The organism is Rhodococcus sp. IEGM 1307 (assembly GCF_030056915.1).
In the GTDB taxonomy this organism is placed as follows: domain Bacteria; phylum Actinomycetota; class Actinomycetes; order Mycobacteriales; family Mycobacteriaceae; genus Rhodococcus_F; species Rhodococcus_F opacus_D.
This window is the reverse complement of record NZ_JASHKW010000029.1, coordinates 89,409-108,987: the sequence shown is the minus strand read 5'-3', so window position 1 is coordinate 108,987 and position 19,579 is coordinate 89,409. Positions and strand designations below refer to the sequence as shown.

Here is a 19,579-nt window from a genome sequence, read left to right as displayed (position 1 = left end):
GACATCGTAATGACCGAGGCCAGTGAATCGCCCGGGCTCGTGAGGCAAGGCGCCGACGTTCCTGTGCAGGTCGGCTTCGAGTTGGAGGCGCGGCGAGGCGCGGCAGGTCACAGTCCGTAACACCACCGCGCTTCGCGGCGGGGCGACCATATTGACGCCCCAGCGCCGGGCATGTAAGTTTCGTCACAATCAGATCAGATCATTGATCTGATTTGCATATGAATACCACCAACCATTCGAATCGACTACAAGTACAAGGACCGACGGTTGCGAACCGTCGGTAACGGCGACTGCCGACGGTTCATCTGTCCCTGTGCATGCCCGGCAAGACACGTGTCCGTTCGCACCACGATCCTTCGACCCTGCCGGGCCTGCATTGACCCTCAGCAGGCCCCGAAACGTCTCTTCTTCGGAATTGGCGTTGCCGAACGCCCGGCATTGGCGCAATCAAATCGGTCGGGTGCGTCTATGGGCGTACTCGACTAGGGACCTGAGAAAGGTAACCTCCGCATGCACGCACAAAGTCAAGCGCTGGTAGGTCAGGCCAGCCCTGGCACGCGACTCGACCGACTCCCGGTAACCCGACGACACGTCTTCTGGATCGTCATTCTCGGCCTCGGATACCTGGTCGAGATGTTCGACAACGTGGTCTTCTCCTTCCTGGCACCCACGATCCGGGCCGAGTGGGGCCTGAGCATCGGTCAAGTCGGTCTCGTCACGTCTGCAGTTTTCATCGGGATGACCTTCGGAGCAATCGGTGGAGGTCGGCTCTCCGATCGATTCGGTCGAAGGCCGGTGCTGCTGTGGGCATCCGTGTTCTACTCGTTGACATCGGTGATGTCGGCACTGGCTCCCAACTTCGAGATACTGTTCCTCAGTCGCGTCCTGACCGGAATTGGAGTGCAGGCCGCCGCCGGGGTCATCTTCGTCTACATCAGTGAGATGTTCCCGACCCGGACCCGGGGCAGGTTCCTCGCGGTGACGATCTTTATCGGAGGTATCTCGAATCCGCTCACATCCTTTGCCGCCCTGGCAATTGCACCCTCGGGTGAGGGCGCATGGCGGTGGGTCTTCGCTTTCGGTGTCGTGGGCTTCATCATTGCCGCGGTGGCCGCGGTCGGTCTGCCCGAGTCGGTCCGCTGGCTGACCGCGAACGGGCAGACGGAGGAGGCTGAGCGCGTGGCCACAAAGTTGGAGGCGATCGCCAGCAGCAACGGTGAGCTCCCCCCGGTCGCTCCCGAGCCGGAAACCGCGCACAGTGGCACCTATCGGGATCTTCTCGCACCTCCATACCGTCGGAGGATGGTGCTGCTGGGCGGTGCCTTCGCGGTGTTCATCTTCGGCCTCTATGGGTTCTCTTCTTGGATGCCGACCGTACTCGTCGACCGTGGCATGGAGCAGTCGGAAGCGTTGAGGGTCGCCAGTATCGCGAGCTTCGGTGTCGTCCTGGCGCCGCTTCTGCTCTTTGCCGTGTCCGACAAGATCGAACGCAAGACGGCGGTGCTCGTAGCGGTCCTGACGGCAGGCGCGGCGATGATCGTGTTCGGACAGACGTCGAATGCTTCGGTGCTGATCGTTGCGGCAGTTGTCGTCCAGACCGCTCTCGTCGCCGCGACGACCAGTTTCTACACGTACATCCCTGAAGTCTTCCCGACTCACATCCGTGGTGTAGGTGCCGGCGTCGTCGGCGGAGTCGCTCGACTCGGCGGAGTTGCATCGGGTGTGGTGGTCGCAGCGACATACAGCGGCTTGGGAAGTGCTGCGCTCTACCTCATTCTCGGTGTTGCGATGTTCGCCGTAGGTGTGGTTGTGGCGGTCTTCGGGCCACGCACAACTGGTCGCTCACTCGAGGAGATCTCGCAGGACTAGCCCAGCGCTTCACATGCATCGGTGCTGAAATGCGGGCCATTCGGGCTGGCCCTCGGCCGGCGACAAGCCGAAACCATACGGACGATGGGAGTGCTCGAACCTGCGTCCTGCAGGGGTTTGGGGACCCTGCAGGACGCATTTTCCCGATTTCTCCGCCGCAGGCGACAGTCTCGGGTCAAACAGGTCCATCGACGCGTTGGTGACGGACTCCTCCCAGCATGTCGACGAACGCTCGTCCTGTCTTTGTCAGGGAAATGGGGTTGTAGATGACTCCGAAGCTCCGTGTGAACCGGGGTTCACACGGACGCGCCACGGCTACATCCCGCACGGATTCGGCAAGCGTCCGCTCGACCACCGAACCGCCTACTCCTGTAAGTACCATCGGGAGCCGGGCTTCCCGCTGGTCGTTCAGAACGGCAAGAGGTGGATGCACACCTGCCCGCTGCATTGCATTCTCGATCTGGAGACTCACGGATCCACCCACTCGTGGAACGAACACCATGGGGATATCGGGCAGCGCGGACCACGCGAGTGGCCCCTCCGGCAGCTGTGTTCCCGGAGGGTATACGAGCCAATACTCCTGCGTGCCCAGTTCGATGACCTCGAGACCGGTGCCATTGCCCTCGACCGGCAGGTGTGCCACCACGAATTCGCAGTGTCCGTCCCGTATGACCGAGGTGGCGTTCTCTTCCAGGCGCAAGTCTGCGAATCGTACGGTGGCCCGCGGATGCGCCTCGCAGAACCGGGCGACGAGTTCGACGATCGGGCCCGTTGCCAACGCGGGGAACACCATGAGATCGAGGCTGCCGACAATGTCGTCATCCGGCAGGGCCAGCAGTTCCTGAACCGCGTGGACATCTCGCAGAAGCTGTCGGCTCGGACCGATGAGCGAACGTCCTGCAGCTGTGAGTACCAGGCCGCGCCCGACGCGGTGGAAGAGCCGTACGCCGAGATCGCGCTCGAGGCTGCGCAGCGCATGTGAGACCGTCGGCTGCGCCACCCCGAGGGCGGTCGCGGCTCCATTGAGTCCGTCGTTCTCGACGATGGCAAGAAACAGCGCAACCTGCCGGAATTCCATGTCGCTATCCCTCGTTCGCCGGGCGGGTGGCCGCCGAGATGAAGGCGGCGGCGGCAGGGGTGAGTTCGTCGGCGCGCGTTACGAGGCCGACACGGCGAACGATGGGCGGATCCATCCCGATCACGACTGCATCCGGCATCTGCTGTTCGGCGACCAATCGTGGGACGACGGTCCCGCCGGTCCCTCGTCGCACGAATTCCCAGATGGCAGTCGGGTGGGCGCAGTCGACCACGACATTGTCCGTTCCGAATAGGTCACCAGCATTGACAACGGCTTCGGGGGAGCCGCGATCGACAACCAGCGGGATTTCCCGGACACGAGTGCGCGGGAGGGGGTCGGGAAGATCGGTTGCCAGGTGAGCCGGGATGGCGAGTACCAGCTCTTGTTCGCAGAGTGGGATGGTGGTCATGCCGGGGTGATCAGTCGCCAAGTCCGTGATGCCGATTTCTGCCTCGCCGCGCCGAAGCGCCGAGAGAACCCCTGCAGGGCCCTTCGTCTCTGAGATCCTCACGGTGATGCTCGGGTGGCTCGACCGGAAGCGACGCACCAACTCGACAACGGGATGGATCGAGAAGGTGGAGAACGTTGCTATGTCGACGGTCCCCGCCTCGAGGCTTCGGATCGCCGACATCTGCTGTTTGGCACGCTCGACATCTGCGACGATACGGCGCGCCGCGAGTTCGAATTTGGCTCCTTCGTCGGTCAAGGTGAGGCGCCGGCCCACGCGGTCGAACAGGGTGGTGTCGAGTCGGCGTTCGAGCGTGCGGATGGACTGCGAGAGTGACGGCTGCGAAATGTAGAGCGCTCGGGCGGCTTTCGTGACTCCGCCGTGGTCAACCACAGCCAGGAAGTAGATCACGAGGTGCAGATCCATATCTTCCCCTCACCAGCTCGAAACGCCGGGTAGGCCGGCCACCACACCACCGGGACCAGGACCAGGACCGCGGCGAAAACGGCCCTCGGTTCTTGACCGGCTGGGGCCTCTCAACCGTACAATCAGTCAGCAACACTAATAGTTGGCCAAATGACACCCAAACTCTAGATTAGTTAGAAGGATTGATTGAGCATGGATATCAAGCACATCGAAGCCTACTTGGTGCTTGCGGACGAGCTTCACTTCGGTAACGCGGCGAAGCAGTTGAACATGGCTCAACCGGTGTTGAGCCAGCTGATCAAGTCCTTCGAAGCCGAGCTCAACGTTGACCTGTTCGTCCGCACCACACGGTCAGTCGCGTTGACGCCTGCCGGCGAAGCGATGCTCGCCCCTGCCTCAGTTGTCAAGGACAAGGTAGACGAGATGCGGCGGGTGGCTGCGGCGGCGCAGGAGGGTCGGATCGGGCGAGTGCACGTCGGGATCGCCGGTGGCACGGGATACGCACTGGTCTTTCAGTTGGCGAAGATCACCGCGAAAGATGCACACGAGGTGGTGATCGACATCCACCCACAGACCTTCTACAAACAAGCCGTGGAGCAGCTTCGATCCGGTGACCTCGATCTGGCGATCGTGACTGCGAACGACATTCCGCAGGACCTCGAGTCGGTGCTGGTAAAGGAGGACAGACTCCTCGTGGCGGTGTCGGATCTGCACCCCTTCGCGAGCAGGGATTTTATCCGCGTCGACGACCTGCGCAACGAGCGGATAGTCGCGTTTCCGGAGAAGATCGGCTCCCATCTGCGTGACCTCCTGAAGAAGCTCTGCGGTGAGGCCGGCTTCACGCCCAACATCGTGCAGGACGTCAGTGACCCCTACAGTCTCTTGACGGTGGTGGGGGCGAACGTGGGTGTCGCCTTGATGGGGGAGTCGACAGAGGGCCTTCAGTTCCAGGGAGTCAAGTACATTCCACTGGACGGGGTGGACGATGTGATGCCCGTATACCTCGCGTGGCGATCCGCAGCCGTGTCGCCATCGCTCAAGCTCGTACTCACCCTCGCTGCCGCGCACTTCGGGCTGGACCTCACCCCGAACGGCGCGAAGGGGCTCGGAATCCCGTCGGCCGTATGAGACCGGTTGGCACTGTGGGCGCTGACACCGTCAAGCACCTCGACTCGACCGGGTTCGTTCTGCCCACACTGCGGTGGGCAGAACGAACCCATTTTCGAGGGCGGATTCCTTCGGGCACACCCTGGTTCCGTCCAAATCCACGGTGCGCCCCGCAGAGCCGTCTCAGACCAGGGCAGCGGAGCCCGCCGGCACGGCACCCTCGCGTCGGCGTCCCTTGACGTCACAGGCATACGCCGCGTCAGGGGTCACCATCACGGGATTCAGCTCGACGGAGTCGAGCGAGTCGCTGTCGAGAACAGCGGACAACTGCACTGCGAGATCGGCGATCAGCTGTGCACCCGCGCGTGCATCGCCGATCGTGGAGCCCAGGTACGTGTACAACGGCGTCGCACGCACCGCGGTGACGATCTCCGTGGCGGTGCTCCGTCGGCTGAGCACGACCTGGTTGCCGAGAGCGTCGGCGTGCTTTCCTCCGAATCCGATGACGAGCATGCCGCCCAAGGGCCCCGCCTTGGCGGTGACCAGTACTTCGGCGCCGCTGGGTGCGTGCGCCTCGACGACGAGCTCGGGGAACAATGTGCTCATTTCGCCGATGACCTCGAGCAGCTGGTCCCGGTCGTGAACTCCGGTACGCACGCCACCGTAGAGCGCCTTGTGGCCTCGCAGATTCCCTCCCTTGACCACCACGGGGTAGGTCAATGGAGGTGAAGCTGCCAGTTCGTCCCCTCGGGAGAGCCAGGTGGTGGAGGGACGAGAGATTCCTGCGCGGGCCAGCAGGGTGGTGCCCTCGGTGTAGGTGAGCCACTCCTCGCCGGTGCTGTCGTCCTGGCTGTCGTCAAATATTGCGTTATCCGCTGCGGGAATCGGTGTCGAGGCCGACGATGTCGACAGCCACCGCACGGCGTCCCCCACATCATCGACGACGAGAACGGCGTTGTCGTTGAGTTGCTTTTGCAACCCAGGTTCGACCTGCGCCGAGACGAAGACGATCGGCTTACTCAGGAGCCCGGACGTCAGCTGATCGCAGATGAACTCACCGTAGATGTTTCCCGAGGTCAGGAACAGCAACGAATCGACCGAGGGGTCGGTGGCGATCGCCTGGAGGTACTCCTTCAGGATCTTCGGCGTACCACCCCCGGTGGCGGAGTCGAACGGGTTCAGCGTGGAGTTGCGGGAGTTGAGCGCTTGCAGTGCCGGCGCGGACTCCGACAGCGGGCTCAACCGCAGCTCGGACTCGTCGATCAGGTCCGCGGCCAACGCGCCCGAACCACCCGACGTCGTGAACACCACTGTGTTCGGGCCGGGGCGTCGGCCGTTGTTGTTGACGAGCAGGGCCGCGATGTTTGCCGCGTCGCGGAACGAGTCGGCGACAACGCCCCCGCTGTGGCGGACTGCGGCGGCGAACTCGTCCCAATCGCCTGCAAGCGCCCCGGTGTGATCCTGAGCAGCCTGCTGGGCGACCGCACTCTTTCCGACCTTCACCACGACCACGGGCAGCCCCTTTGCGGTGCACCGGCCGACAGCCCGCAGGAAGGCGTCCGGTCGCCGTGCCTCCTCGACGAAGACCACAGCGCCATCGGTGACGCCCGCCTCCGCGAAGTAGTCCAGTACGTCCTCAATACCCAGATCGGCTTCCTCCCCGACGCTGAGCAGGTGGGAGACGTTGAGTCCGGTCTGCTCGACGAGAGGGGCCATGGTGCCGAGGGCGCCGCCACTCTGCGACAGCAGTGCCAGGTTCGACCGGTTGCCGTCGGTCACGTACTTCTCATCGGTTGCCATGAACGTCAGCTCGGAACCGCTGACGGTGTAGCCGACACAGTTGGGACCCCACACTCGAATCGAGTCGGGGATCAGCGCAGCGAGATCGGCTCGTTGCTGTTCACCCAGTTCGCTGATGATCAGGAAGTGGTCCCAACCGACACTCTGGGCTTCGCGGATGGTCGCGATCACATCGGAGGCGCGCACCACGAGCACACACAGGTCGCCGGGCTGGCCGCTGGTGTCGAGGACACTGTCCACAACCGGGACTCCCTCGATGTCCCCACGAGATCGACCGACCAGCTGAAGTCTGTCGAGCTTCGCATTCAGCACCGCGCGCGTCATTCGGGCGTTGAACGACCACGAATTGGTCTTTCCGTCCGAAGCGCCGACGAGGCAGGCGCTTCGGACCTCGAGGAACTCTCGGACGAGGTCGATCCGATCAGAATCGGACTGGACCTCCGGAAGGGTCTGGATTTTCACTATTTCACTCTCCGTACAACGATGAAAGTCGGTTCACAAGGGGCGTTTTCCCCGGTGCCGGAAGGTTCGGCAGCTCACGCTCCGATGCCCACCGGCGCGGCGCGCCGCAACTCTTCGATGGCGCCTCGGGCTGTGGTGCGGCGGTGCTGAGCGACGGAACCGTCGATTGCCCGCCAGGCCATCGAGCGCTGGAGGAACAGATGCAGGTTGTGCTCGCGCGTGAACCCGATTCCGCCATGGCACTGCAGCGCGGCGTTCGCAGCCGCGAGGTTCGCCCGGGTCGCCATCGACTTGGCCATCGCCGACGACGCAGCCCAGCCCTCGGACGAGGAGTCCAGTTCGTACATCGCGAACCAGCCGACAGATCGTGCCGCCTCGAGGGCGATCATGACATCGGCGAGCTTGTGCTTGATCGCCTGGAAGCTTCCGACCGCCTGACCGAACTGCTGACGCTGCTTGACGTACTCGGTCGACATATCCAGCAATGTCGTCGAAAGCCCGTTGAGCAGTGTCGCCGTTACCGTTGCGCTCACCGCCCGGACCCATCGGAGAGCTGTCGCATCGTCGGTCACGATCTCGGAGCGGGAGTCGTCGAACATACAGCGAGCGAGTCGACGGCTCGGGTCCTGGGAATCAACCGGAGTGGCTGCGAACTCTCCGGAGCGCGCCAACCGAAGTGCTCCCTCGCTTTCGTAGAGGACGATGTCGGCTCGGCCACCGTCTGCGACGAGGTCGCTGTCGCCGAGTGCAATCGTGCACATCAAGGAGCCCTCGGCGATCTGTTCCGCGTACGTCTCGCGCAGTTCTGATGCGCCGAAGCGCAGGAGAGTAGGCAGGACGACAGCGCCCGTCGCCGCAACCGGCTCGTCGAGTCCGGCCGCGCCGACTCTCTCCAGCGACAACGTCAGGTCGCTGAAGCGTCCCCCGAGGCCGCCGAGCTCTTCCGGTGCCAAGATCGTGGTGAGCCCGAGTTCCGCCAGCTTGTCCCAGTTGCTCCGGGAGCGTGCATGGCCGTCCTGCCAGGCCTGGCGCAGCGTATCTGCGCCGAACTCGCGTGCCACCCAGGCATCGACGGATCTCGCGAACTCTCTCTGCTCGTCAGTGAAATCAAACAGCACGAGACGTGCCCTCCTTCGGCAGACCGAGAGCCCGCTCGGAAATGACATTTCTTTGAATCTCATTGGTGCCGGCGAAGATCAACGAGGCACGGGTGAGCCAATACCGTTGACGGAGATCGTCGTCCCCATCGGTGAGCTGCTGATTTTCACCCAGCAGCTCCATTGCGAATTCGAGCATCCTGGCCTGCATTTCCGACCACCAGACCTTCCCGATGAAGGCCTGCCGCCCCAGGGCCTTTCCCTGCGACAATTCAGAGGTCGTGCGCAGCGAGAGATACCTGTACGCCTCGATCTCCTCGGCGAAACGGCCGATGCGATCCAGCAGGTCGGGGTCGTCGAGCCGATCCTGGGGAAGCAGGTTGACGATTTTGCCCAGGACACGCTTGAAATGAGCGGCGGTGTTCAGTCCGCTGCCACGCTCGAATCCGAGAGTGGACATGGCAATCTGCCAACCGCTGTTGATCTCGCCGATCACGTTCTCCCGAGGGACGACTACGTCGTCGAAGAAGACCTCACAGAAGCCGGCGTCGTCGACCATCTGCTCGATCGACCGCAGATCGATCCCCTCGGACCGCATGTCGATCATCAGGAAGGTGATTCCCTTGTGCTTGGGCACGCTGGAATCGGTGCGGACGAGGGCGAAGATCCAGTCCGCGAACCGGGCACCCGACGTCCAGATCTTCTGGCCGTTGACGATGATGTTGTCGCCGTCGACGGTCCCACGAGTGCGGAGAGACGCCAGGTCGCTTCCGGCTTCGGGCTCGCTGAATCCTTGGCACCAGAACTCCTGGCAGGACAGAATGTTTGACAGCCATCTGTCCTTCTGGGCCTGCGTGCCGTGTGCGATCAGGGTGGGGCCGGCCAACCCCAGCCCGAGGCGGTTGAGTCGATCCGGGGCATCTGCCCGCACGTACTCGTCGTAGAAGATCGCGGTGCTCAGCGGGTCCATTCCGCGGCCCCCGTATTCCGACGGCCACTGCACGGCAGCGAACCCGGCTTCGTACAGCCGCTGTTCCCATTTCTTGTGGGCCTCGTACCCGTCCGGCGTCCACTTGTCCGGCAACGGTTCGGTGGGCACGTTCTCACTGAGCCAGTTCCGTATCTCGTCCCGGAACGATCGTTGCTTCTCGGTCAGCTCCAAGTGCATTGCTGGACTCCCGTCGATAACTCTGGCCGTACGCCAGAATTCAAACTCTACTATTTATGTCAATCAAGTATTTATCACATCGATTGATATGAGCTGGGATGTGGCCGGACGCGCCCGTCGTGGGACGGCGAGCCTTGTCGCTGAAGCGGGTGCGCCCGGGCGGCGTACCCGCTCAGCTGTGGCCTACCGCAGCTGCCACTCGGGCTGTCGTCGTTCCACGAAGGCGGTCATCGCCTCGGCGGAATCCTCGAACAACCTGAGCCGGAGCGTGTAGTCCTGTTCGCAACGGTATCCGTCCTCGACCGACAAGCCGTCGATCCGCACCGCCGACTCCTTGGCCAGGCGCATCGCGATGGGGCTCTTCGTTGCGATCTGATCGGCGAGTTCTTCTGCATAACGCTCCGGCTCGCCGTCCGGGACGATCTCTTCGACGGCGCCGAGTCGGTAGAACTCGCTCGCCGGTACCGGATCGCCGGTGAAGAACATTTTCCGCGCCTTGTAGGGGCCGAGCATCCGCGTGACGACACTGCTTCCGCCGAGGAGACCGACATTGATCTCGGGTAGTCCGAACGCCGCCCGCTCGGATGCGTAGATGACGTCGCACTGGGCGGCCATCAGGCCCGCGCCGACGGCAAGGCCATCGACGGCACCGATAACCGGGACCGCGCAGTGAGCGATCGCCTCGGTTGCTCGGCGCCATGCTGCGCCGAAGTCGACCACGATTCCTGGAGTGGGGTGCGCCAGCTCGCCGGAGTTTAGCTGACGCCGTTCCTTGAGATCGATTCCTGCGCAGAAGATGCCATTACCCTTGATCTTGGCGCTGAGCACCATCGCACGAGTGTCTTTCGCGTACTCGGCCTGGGAGAAGACGGCGGTCAGGTCCGCCACCATCTGCTTGTTGACTGCGTTGGCCGGCGGGCGGTCCAGACGGACGATCACCACTCCGTTGTCTTTGCGGACTACCTCGAGGGTTTCGTATTCACGTTCCATGATTCATTCCCGTTCTTCGCCATGGGGCACCGATTGCTCGGTTCCCGGAAAATAGAGGCGCGTTGTTCTGTTATCTCCGGCCGATGTCTTCGAGCGCATCGGCGGGGAGTGGTCAGCTGTCGTGTCGAACCGCGATGACCCGCTGTTGTTCGGCGACAGGCCGCGTGATCTCTGTGTAGACCCGCCGGCTTGATTGTGTGAGGTGCGGCGCGATCTTCCGCTGCCACTCGCTTGGGGTCTTCATCGTCCGATAGTCGTCGGTGTCGAGAACATCCAGATTCTCGACTTCGTAGATCGCCAGGTACTTCGGTCCGCCTTCGACTGCTTGGAATCGGCGAGCGGACAAGAACCCCGGGCAGTTCGCGCGCTCCGGAACGTGTTCGGTGTCGAACCAGAGATTGAACTCGTCCTCGTGACCAGGATCGATGTCGCCCTGGGTCACGATCAGGGCCTTTTGCTTCACCTCGACCGGGGGGGTTTCCTCTGTCTCGGGCGAGTCGTCCGGGAGGTAGATGGGGTTGCTTGCTGCCGCGACGGCAGCCGGGTTCTCTACGTAGCCCGCCTGCGCCGGCTCGCCGAACGCCGCTTCGACCTTGCGGTGCCGGAGTTCGACTTCCTGTTTGAATGCGGGATGGGTGATGACGTAGAGCTCGTTGTTCTTCACCGCTGTGACCGTTCGGCGGCCGACGGCGAGCGCGTCCATTTTTCCTGAACGCGCTTCCTGGAGTGTTTCGAGGTAGTTGCTGATTCCGTCCGATGTGTTTGCTGCACTGCGCTGGGCAGCGGTCGCCTTGAGCTTTGATTTCACACTGCCGGGGCAGAGGATCGATACGCCGATGTTGTGCGGAATCAGCTCTCCCGCCAGTGCCTCCGAGAATCCCACGATCGCGAATTTCGAGGTGTCGTAGAGGCTTGTTCCCGGCACCGCGACGAGGCCGGCCATCGAGGCGGTGCTGATCAGGTGACCGCCCTGGCCTCGCTCGATCATTCGGGGTACCACATGCTGGACCCCTCGAATTACTCCTGCGATGTTGACGTCCAGAACGATGTCACGTGCAGAAGCCGAGAGTTCCCATGCCCGAGCTTGCTTCCCCGAGGGAAGCACGCCCTGTCCGACGCCTGCATTGTTGACGAGGACGTCGATGCCTCCGTAGGTCTCCCACACGTGGTCGATGACCTTGATCCAGCTCTCGTCTTCGGAGACGTCGAGTTCAACGAACTCGACCCGGGACAGGTCATCCGCAAGGACCTGGCGGGCATCGGAGAAGTTCACAGCATTGATGTCGGCGACGACGACCTTGCTGCCTTCTTCCAGGAACGCTTGCACCATTCCCAGTCCGATGCCGCTGGCGCCGCCCGTGATCAGAACTGTCTTATCGGCGAGCTCGTTCATTGTGATCCCTTACTTGATGAGGATTGCGTTGGCCGGGGATCCGATTCCGCCGGGAGCGCCGATCGGTGTGCTGACCAGCATTCCTTCGTAAACGTGCGAATCCCGGCAGTCGTCGACCAGGTCGGCCAGCTTCCACAGCTCGCCGAGGGCGATACCCAGGCTTCCGATCAGCATCTGGTGGAGGAACCCGAAGGGCATCGCGTCCGCGCTCAAGTCGCCGGGTGACGCCTCGACGGCGAGATTGTCGGACGCAACCGCCGCGACGCGTGTGTTCCACAGATGACGGGCCGTTTCTTCCGACCGGGCCAGCCCTGCGATCGCCCGGGTTTGCGTTATCTCGGTTCGCCCGGCGTGATCCTGGGATTCGTACCAGCGATCAAAGCCGGTGTAGACGAGCAGGATGTCGCCAGGCTTCCGCGTCGACCCTTGCAGAGTTGCCGCGCCATCCAAATGCGCGCTGGTGATCTCGAAGGTTTCGTCCGGTCTGTACGCGACGCCAGTCGACTCGAAGTATGCCGGCATATCGAGAACCACGCCGCGCCCGACGATTCCGGTGGCCGCCCAGCTGTGGATCGTATTCCTGTTCTGCGAACGGATTTCGTTCACCGAGGCACCGTTGTAGAACTTGTCACGCTCGTATCCGAAGTGTGCCAGCGAATCCCACTGACTTCCACCCTGAGGGAAATATGCGTCGTAGTAGTCGTCCATCGCCAGGCCGTCGGCCATCTCGATCACATGGTGCTGAGTCTCCAGTCTGCCCTTGACTATCGGTGGACTGAAGTGTCCGATCGGGTGGTCGAGTGGGAACGTGACGCCTCTTTTCACCAGCTTCGAGGCAGATTCCACTAGCTCTGGAGTCAGGTGATTGATCGTTCCTCGTTGGTCCGTGTCCCCGAAGACTCCCCACCCGAGCCGTCCACCGACGGAGCCGGCGGGGAGCTCGTCGTAGAGCGGAAGCGGGGCGGTCATACGCGCACACCTGACTCCAGCGACTGTGGTGCGGCCGAGATGCTGAACTCCTCGACGTCGACCACGTCCTGCGGACGCACCCGGCCGAGTGGTTCGGTGGAATCGGCAGTGTCCGGCACCAGCCCGGCGAGGCGGCCCTTGATCTGCAGCGCGAGGAATTTGGAGTTGATCCGGCATTGGGCAAAGCCGCCGCCGGCGATCCACAGGCCCTTCTGCTCGGTGCGGCGCCACATGTTGTTCATCTCGCCCTGCGGGTCGAAGCCCCAGATCCTGCCCAGGGAGCGCTGGACATCCTCACCGAAGATCTCTCCTGCGATGGAGTTCTGACCTTGGAATCCCGTCGCGAATACGACGTGATCGAACTCCAGGGTCTCACCGGTCTGCAGCTGCACGCCGTCTGCCACGAAGCGGTCGAAGTCGGCGAACTGGATCACCTTGATCGCGCCGTCCGCAATGAGTCCGGAGCAGCCGACGTCGAGGTAGTAGTGACCGAAGCTCTCGAAGAACTTCCCGGCGAAACCGAGATCGTCCTCGCCGAAGGTCACCCGGAAACCGGCTGCTTCCAGTCCGTCGTGGAGCTCCCGCTCGGCTTCCCGCAGTTCTCTGGTCAGCAGCTGCATGCTGTGGCGGTTCAGTGGGTAGGGCGTCGAGGCGGACTTCAGGTCGGTTTCCTCAGTCGGACGCCCACGCATGTAGGAGGCGTACAGCTTGCCCGCCCGTTCGATGCCGACCGTCGTGATCGCGGTGGCGGAGCGCTGCATCATCGTGACCTCTGCGCCGGCGCCGTGCAGTTCCTGGGCGGTGTCGTGACCGCTTGTTCCGGTGCCGACCACGAGCACTCGCTTGCCCTGGTAGGACGCCCCAGCTTCGAATGCGCTCGTGTGGATCTTCGTCCCGGTGAAGTCTGCACTACCGGGAAGGTTCGGAATGATCGGCTTCCCGCTCACGCCGGTGGCGAGAATGATGTGCTTCGGCCGCACCACTCGCTCGGTTCCGTCGTGGTGGCGTACCGTCGCCGTCCACGTCTGAGCGGTCTCGTCGTAATCGGCCTTGACCAGACGCGTGCTTCCCCAGAAGTTCAGCTCCATTGCCGTGGCATAGTTTTCGAGCCAGCCGGCGAGCATGTCCTTGGGGATGTAGGTGGGCCACGTATCAGGGAAGGGCATGTACGGGAGGTGGCACACGTCCGCCTCGTTGTGCAGGGTCAGGGAGTGGTAGCGGTTCCGCCAGTTGTCGCCGGCGCGCTCCATCGGATCGACGATGACCGAGTCGACGCCCAGCTGACGCAGCCGAGCTGCAACGGTCAGCCCCGCCTGGCCACCTCCTGCGATCAGCACCTCGGGCTCCCGCCCATCGAATTGCTGCTCCGCGTTGCGCTTGTCGAGCCAGTTGGGACCGCTGAAAGTACGCGAGAACTCCAAGCCGCTCGGCCGGTTCGCTCCGGTCCGCTCCTCATGGCCGATGAGTTCGTCGAGGATCGTGCCGAACGTCCATCCCCAGAGCTGTCCGTCGCGCTCGACCAGACGGACGTAGCCCCGGCCCCGCCCGATCGACGTCGTGAAGGAGTACGGAACCTCGATGTGCTCGACACCGTTGCGCACCGTACGCCGCATCTCCAGTGTCGGATCCAGTGCGAGGGTCTGCACCGACAGCGGCGCGGCCTGCAACGCCTCCGTGATCTGCTCGAGCCCGTACAGGGTGGTCAGCTGCCAGGACACCGCCAGGCCATCGCGCCACAGCGCATCGGGGAGCAACACATCCTCGAGGGACCGCCCATCTCCTCGAGACCGAAGCGCTTCCGCGAAGCGGCTCAACCACGCTTCTACGGCTGCAACGTCGATCGAATCGGTAGTAGGAGTCGTCATCTTCATCCTTTTCCACTTCGTTGTGAAGGATCGCTCAACAGCAGACATGGCCACTAGATCAATCCTAAGCAGTGATTACTGTCTCAGGCCTAATGATGTTTGTCTATAGGAGTTTGCTAGATCTTTCGCGAGTCGACACCCCCCTGTCGAAAGCGCTGCATACGAGGCACGTCGCTGGAATATATGCCCGGAACCGGGGCAATCGACCGAATCTCGCCTCGACATACTGCGCGGGCTGCGAGATCCATTTCGCCCCCGGGGTAAACCATCACTCGACATCGAGGCCTCGGTACGGCCGAACAGGAGTCCACTCGGTTTGACGCACGTCCGCGCTGTAGTAGCAGGCGCAGAATGCTCTCGGTGTGAGATCCGCTCCCGACATCGAGGGGCCCGGCTAGTGAGATATCGAGATCGCGAATGCGCGGATCTCGCGGAGATCGAGACCGCACCCAGCGCATCCGTACCGCCCATCCGGTACGGCCGGATGGGCACGAGGGCCGGCGCTGCCGCAACGCTTGACACCATAGTGCGATAGATATATGTTACAGAAAAATCAATGTTTCATATTGATTAACAATATGCATGAGTCTGGTGCGGAGCCGCATGCGCTCGGGTCAACACCCGGAGGAACAGCGGCGTGTTCGACCGTCGTCGCACTAGCGCTGATGAGGCTTGGCTCGGAGACACCGCTGTCGGACTGAACAGTTTCTGCTGGATAAGGCCATTCGATGCATCGCAGAGAATGCGGCCGGCCGGCCGCGAGATTCGAAGGTGGAAAGTATGTTGACCGGAATTCGTTCGACGATGGGTGATGACTACCCCCTGAATGTGACCTCGTTGCTCAAGAGAGCGGCCCGAGTGTTTCCGAACACGGAGATCGTGCATCGCAGACTCGACGGGTCGTGGCAGCGGACGGATTACGCCGGGACCCTGGAGAGGGTCAGCCAGCTCGCCCATGCCCTGGACGAGCTGGGCATCGGGCAGGGGACGATGGTTGGCGTGCTCGACTGGAATCATCTTCGGCACTTGGAACTGTACTTCGGTGTGCCGGGTGTGGGCGCGACCATGTTGCAGTTGAACCTCCGTCTAGCTCCTGCGGATCTCGCCTACGTGGTCGAACATTCGGAGGCGCAGTGGATCTTCGTGGACGAGTCGCTACTGCCGATTGCCGAGCAACTTGCCGACAAGATCCAGGTCCGTGGCTGGGTGGTGATGTCGGACAAGTCCTCGACCGAGATTGCGACATCCCTGACGAATGTGTATTTCTATGAAGACCTGCTGGCGGACAAGCCGACGCACTACGACTGGCAGCTCATCGACGAACGCACCGCGTGCTACGTCGGATACACAACGGGAACGACCGGCCAGCCCAAGGGCGTGTACTACTCACATCGCGCCATATACCTGCACACATTGGGCGTGATCGGCGCCCTCAAGGTCGACTATCTGGACTGCGTAATGCCGATCACGCCGATGTTCCACGTGCTGTCATGGGGTTTCCCCCAGGCGGCCGTGGGCGCCGGCGCGAAAGTCGTCCTTCCGGGCAAGTTCACTGCGGAGAACATCGAGTCTGTCGCAGATGCTCTGATCGGCGAGGGAGTCACGGTAGCCAATGGTGCTCCCTCCATCTTCACTCCAATCCTCGAGCACATCCGGTCCCTGCCAAACATCCCGGATCTGTCTCGTGCCCGTTTCGTGTCCGGTTCCACCGAGCCGCCGCAGTCGCTGATGATGGGCCTGTCGGATCTCACCGGAGCCCAGGTCATACACGCATACGGTGCTTCCGAGACCAGCCCGGTCGCGGTCCTGAACTGGCAGCTGAAACCGGAGCTGAACAGCTTGTCTGACGAGGAGAAATGGGACCTGAAGCGCTATCAGGGTCTGCCCCTTCTCGGGGTCGAAATCGAGGTCGTCGACGACTCGGACGGCCGCGACCTGCCATGGGATGGGACGTCTGTGGGAGAGGTGCAGCTGCGTGGACCATGGATCACCACCAGCTATCACAATCTCACCGACAACGCAGAGCGATTCTCCAACGGCAGGTGGCGGTCCGGTGACGTCGGGGTCATCACTCCGGAGGGCTACCTCAAGCTCACAGATCGACTGAAGGACGTCATCAAATCCGGCGGCGAGTGGATCTCGTCGATCGACATGGAAAATGCCATTCTCGATCACCCGCAAGTGCGTGAAGCTGCGGTCATCGGGGTACCGGATCCCAAATTCCAGGAACGCCCTGTGGCGTATGTCGTGCCCCGAGAGGGCATGGAACTGACCCGGGCAGACATTGTCGAGGTCCTCAAGGACCGGTTTGCGAAGTGGCAGCTACCCGATGACGTCGTTCTCATCGACGCGATGCCGCGGACATCGGTGGGCAAGCTCGACAAGAAGCTGCTGCGGACCCAGTGGAATTCATAGTCGCTGCTCATTCGTGATGAGAACCGGTGATCCCCCCGGAACCATCTCATCTCGACATCGAGCCACGACGCCGGCCGGATGGAACCGGCATGACAATGTTGCGCGCAAGGAGACCCCACCGCCTCACATTGCCGCCGACACTGCCCACAAGCATGCGACGGCCCTTCATCTTTCACGACGCGCCAACAGTTCGGAGGAGACGATCTCGGATAGCCGGGGGTACGTGTTCGCGACGTGGTTGCGGGGGCGGCCGTCCCACGTCGCGATGGGCTCCCACCGTCTTATCGAAACTACGAGGAAGAAGAGCATGACTGAAGAACGCAGGACCGCGATCGTGACCGGCGGCGCACGGGGCATCGGTGCCGCGGTGGCCAAGAAGCTGGCCTCCGACGGCTACGCGGTCGCCGTGATCGACCTCGACGAGTCGGCGTGTGTCGGCATCAACGACGTCATCGAGGCCGCGGGCGGATCCACACTGGCGGTCGGTGCGAACGTCGCCGACGAGGCGTCGGTTGCGACCGCCGTCGAGCGGGTCGCCACCGAACTCGGCGAGCCGACCGTGCTGATCAACAACGCCGGCATCACCCGGGACAACCTGCTGTTCAAGATGACGGTCGAGGACTGGGACTCGGTGATGAACGTGCACCTGCGCGGGTCGTTCCTGATGACGCGCGCCGTGCAGAAGTACATGGTGGACGCCAAATTCGGGCGCATCGTCAACCTGTCCAGCACCTCGGCGCTGGGCAACCGCGGCCAGGTCAACTACGCCGCGGCGAAGGCGGGTATGCAGGGCTTCACCAAAACCCTCGCGATCGAGCTGGGACGCTACGGCGTCACCGCCAACGCGATCGCCCCCGGCTTCATCGAGACCGAGATGACCGCTGCCACTGCGGAGCGGGTCGGTGTCGGCTTCGAAGAGTTCAAGGCCGCCGCGGCCGCGCAGATCCCGGTGAACCGGGTCGGGCAGCCCGAGGACATCGCAAACACCGCCTCATTCCTCGCCAGCGAGGGTGCCGGCTTCGTGTCCGGTCAGGTCATCTACGTCGCCGGTGGCCCGCGGGACTGATTCGGGCGTGTTCGACATGGTCGGATCGCGGCGTCTCCAGGGGAGTCGTCGCTTCCCTGTCGACATTGCGGACGTCTCGGTCTCGGCGTCGGCGTCGGTCTCCTCGTTTTTCCCGCACCACTGCGGCGTAGCCGCGTTTCGTAAGGAGTTCCCATGAGGGAAGCAGTCATCGTCTCCACCGCCCGGACACCGATCGGCAAGGCGTTCCGCGGCGCGCTCAACGACACCCAGGGCCAGGAGCTGGCCGGGCACGCGATCAGACACGCCGTGCAGCGCGCCGGCCTCGACGGCGGGGAGGTCGAGGACGTCGTCGTCGGTGCCGCACTGCAGCAGGGCTCGACTGGCAGCAACGTTGCGCGGCAGGCACTTCTGCGTGCCGGTCTGCCCGACACGGTGTCCGGGATGAGCCTGGACCGGCAGTGCGCGTCCGGGTTGATGGCGATCGCGACGGCCGCCAAGCAGATCGTGCACGATGGCATGCAGATCACCGTCGGCGGCGGCGTCGAGTCGATCTCGCTGGTGCAGAACGACCACATGAACCGCTACCGGGCCACCGATCCGTGGCTGGTCGAGAACGTCCCCTCGATCTACATGCCGATGCTGCACACCGCGGAGATCGTCGCCGAGCGCTACGGGGTGAGCCGGGATCGTCAGGACGAGCTGGCGCTGGCTTCCCAGCAGCGCACCGCCGCCGCGCAGGCCGCCGGGAAGTTCGACGACGAGATCGTCCCGCTGACCTCGATCCTGAAGGTCGTGGACAAGGCCACCGGTGAGGTTTCCGAGCGGGAGGTCACGCTGACGCAGGACGAGGGCAACCGCCCGTCCACCACGCTCGAGTCGCTCGCCGGGTTGAAGGCGGTGTTGCCGGATGGGCAGGTCACCGCGCACTCGACCGTCACCGCGGGCAACGCCTCGCAGCTCTCGGACGGCGCGTCCGCATCGGTGCTGATGGAGGCGGGGGAGGCATCGCGCCGCGGGCTGACTCCGCTCGGCACGTACCGCGGTATCGCCGTCGCCGGCGGCGCACCGGACGAGATGGGCATCGGACCGGTCTTCGCCATCCCGAAATTGCTGAAGCAACACGACCTGACGATCGACGACATCGGGCTATGGGAGCTCAACGAGGCGTTCGCGTCCCAGGCCGTGTACTGCCGCGACGAGCTCGGCATCGACCCCGGCCGCTTCAATGTCAACGGCGGCGGCATCTCCGTCGGGCACCCGTACGGCATGACCGGAGCCCGCCTCGTCGGCCACTCGCTGATCGAGGGCAAGCGCCGCGGCGTGCGCTACGTCGTCGTCACCATGTGCATCGGAGGCGGCATGGGTGCCGCCGGACTGTTCGAGGTCGCGTTGTGAACGGACTGTTCGACGTCGTGGGCACCAACGTAGTCGTCACCGGCAGCACCCACAGAATCGATCTGATGAT

General features: G+C 63.2%; 14 protein-coding genes. 5 read left to right on the top strand and 9 right to left on the bottom strand.

Annotation, left to right across the window (positions count from 1 at the left end):
• The first annotated feature begins 510 nt into the window (after positions 1-510).
• The gene (locus QM841_RS38565) at positions 511-1,869 is read left to right on the top strand and encodes an MFS transporter (RefSeq protein WP_283336073.1); all 1,359 of its coding nucleotides are present in this window, start codon (positions 511-513) and stop codon (positions 1,867-1,869) included.
• A gap of 175 nt (positions 1,870-2,044) precedes the next feature.
• On the opposite strand, the gene QM841_RS38560 is transcribed toward QM841_RS38565, so the two are convergent.
• Positions 2,045-2,947: a LysR family transcriptional regulator gene (locus QM841_RS38560; RefSeq protein WP_283336071.1), complete on the bottom strand. Its 903-nt coding sequence runs from the start codon at positions 2,945-2,947 to the stop codon at positions 2,045-2,047.
• Between the two features lie 4 nt (positions 2,948-2,951).
• Positions 2,952-3,821: a LysR family transcriptional regulator gene (locus QM841_RS38555; RefSeq protein ID WP_283336070.1), complete on the bottom strand. Its 870-nt coding sequence runs from the start codon at positions 3,819-3,821 to the stop codon at positions 2,952-2,954.
• Between the two features lie 192 nt (positions 3,822-4,013).
• Between QM841_RS38555 and QM841_RS38550 the strand changes: the two genes are divergently transcribed.
• The gene (locus QM841_RS38550) at positions 4,014-4,949 is read left to right on the top strand and encodes a LysR substrate-binding domain-containing protein (protein ID WP_283336069.1); all 936 of its coding nucleotides are present in this window, start codon (positions 4,014-4,016) and stop codon (positions 4,947-4,949) included.
• A 162-nt stretch (positions 4,950-5,111) separates the two neighbouring features.
• Here QM841_RS38550 and QM841_RS38545 read toward each other — a convergent pair whose 3' ends face one another.
• The 7 genes from QM841_RS38545 to QM841_RS38515 form a co-directional block, all read right to left on the bottom strand.
• On the bottom strand, positions 5,112-7,190 hold the full coding sequence (locus QM841_RS38545; RefSeq protein WP_283336068.1) for an acetate--CoA ligase family protein: 2,079 nt from the start codon (positions 7,188-7,190) through the stop codon (positions 5,112-5,114).
• Between the two features lie 74 nt (positions 7,191-7,264).
• Positions 7,265-8,308, bottom strand: coding sequence for an acyl-CoA dehydrogenase family protein (locus tag QM841_RS38540; RefSeq protein ID WP_283336067.1), 1,044 nt, complete (start codon positions 8,306-8,308; stop codon positions 7,265-7,267).
• Positions 8,298-9,455 (bottom strand): acyl-CoA dehydrogenase family protein, encoded by a 1,158-nt coding sequence (locus QM841_RS38535; protein WP_283336066.1) that lies wholly within the window; start codon positions 9,453-9,455, stop codon positions 8,298-8,300. Before QM841_RS38535 ends, QM841_RS38540 begins: the two co-directional genes overlap by 11 nt.
• Positions 9,456-9,638: 183 nt before the next feature.
• A complete protein-coding gene (locus tag QM841_RS38530; RefSeq protein ID WP_283336065.1) occupies positions 9,639-10,445 on the bottom strand; it encodes an enoyl-CoA hydratase-related protein in 807 nt (268 codons plus the stop codon).
• Between the two features lie 112 nt (positions 10,446-10,557).
• A complete protein-coding gene (locus QM841_RS38525) occupies positions 10,558-11,838 on the bottom strand; it encodes an SDR family oxidoreductase (RefSeq protein WP_283336064.1) in 1,281 nt (426 codons plus the stop codon).
• 9 nt (positions 11,839-11,847) lie between these two features.
• Positions 11,848-12,807, bottom strand: coding sequence for a cyclase family protein (locus QM841_RS38520; RefSeq protein ID WP_283336063.1), 960 nt, complete (start codon positions 12,805-12,807; stop codon positions 11,848-11,850).
• A complete protein-coding gene (locus tag QM841_RS38515; protein WP_283336062.1) occupies positions 12,804-14,672 on the bottom strand; it encodes a flavin-containing monooxygenase in 1,869 nt (622 codons plus the stop codon). The genes QM841_RS38520 and QM841_RS38515 overlap by 4 nt, the downstream gene beginning before the upstream one ends.
• Before the next feature lie 780 nt (positions 14,673-15,452).
• Here QM841_RS38515 and QM841_RS38510 point away from each other — a divergent pair.
• From QM841_RS38510 to QM841_RS38500, 3 genes are all read left to right on the top strand, one after another.
• A complete protein-coding gene (locus QM841_RS38510) occupies positions 15,453-17,087 on the top strand; it encodes a long-chain-fatty-acid--CoA ligase (protein WP_283336061.1) in 1,635 nt (544 codons plus the stop codon).
• Positions 17,088-17,394: 307 nt separating this feature from the next.
• Positions 17,395-18,153 (top strand): 3-oxoacyl-ACP reductase FabG, encoded by a 759-nt coding sequence (gene fabG / locus QM841_RS38505; RefSeq protein WP_283336060.1) that lies wholly within the window; start codon positions 17,395-17,397, stop codon positions 18,151-18,153.
• Positions 18,154-18,306: 153 nt separating this feature from the next.
• Positions 18,307-19,509 carry an acetyl-CoA C-acyltransferase gene (locus tag QM841_RS38500; protein WP_283336059.1) on the top strand — a complete coding sequence of 401 codons (1,203 nt, stop codon included), beginning with the start codon at positions 18,307-18,309 and terminating at the stop codon, positions 19,507-19,509.
• Positions 19,510-19,579 lie beyond the last annotated feature (70 nt).

Coding starts and splice junctions, on each gene's coding strand:
- QM841_RS38565 (WP_283336073.1), top strand. CDS start 511: ATGCACGCACAAAGTCAAGCGCTGGTAGGTCAGGCCAGCCCTGGCACG.
- QM841_RS38560 (WP_283336071.1), bottom strand. CDS start 2,947: ATGGAATTCCGGCAGGTTGCGCTGTTTCTTGCCATCGTCGAGAACGAC.
- QM841_RS38555 (WP_283336070.1), bottom strand. CDS start 3,821: ATGGATCTGCACCTCGTGATCTACTTCCTGGCTGTGGTTGACCACGGC.
- QM841_RS38550 (WP_283336069.1), top strand. CDS start 4,014: ATGGATATCAAGCACATCGAAGCCTACTTGGTGCTTGCGGACGAGCTT.
- QM841_RS38535 (WP_283336066.1), bottom strand. CDS start 9,455: ATGCACTTGGAGCTGACCGAGAAGCAACGATCGTTCCGGGACGAGATA.
- QM841_RS38530 (WP_283336065.1), bottom strand. CDS start 10,445: ATGGAACGTGAATACGAAACCCTCGAGGTAGTCCGCAAAGACAACGGA.
- QM841_RS38525 (WP_283336064.1), bottom strand. CDS start 11,838: ATGAACGAGCTCGCCGATAAGACAGTTCTGATCACGGGCGGCGCCAGC.
- QM841_RS38520 (WP_283336063.1), bottom strand. CDS start 12,807: ATGACCGCCCCGCTTCCGCTCTACGACGAGCTCCCCGCCGGCTCCGTC.
- QM841_RS38515 (WP_283336062.1), bottom strand. CDS start 14,672: ATGACGACTCCTACTACCGATTCGATCGACGTTGCAGCCGTAGAAGCG.
- QM841_RS38510 (WP_283336061.1), top strand. CDS start 15,453: ATGTTGACCGGAATTCGTTCGACGATGGGTGATGACTACCCCCTGAAT.
- fabG (WP_283336060.1), top strand. CDS start 17,395: ATGACTGAAGAACGCAGGACCGCGATCGTGACCGGCGGCGCACGGGGC.
- QM841_RS38500 (WP_283336059.1), top strand. CDS start 18,307: ATGAGGGAAGCAGTCATCGTCTCCACCGCCCGGACACCGATCGGCAAG.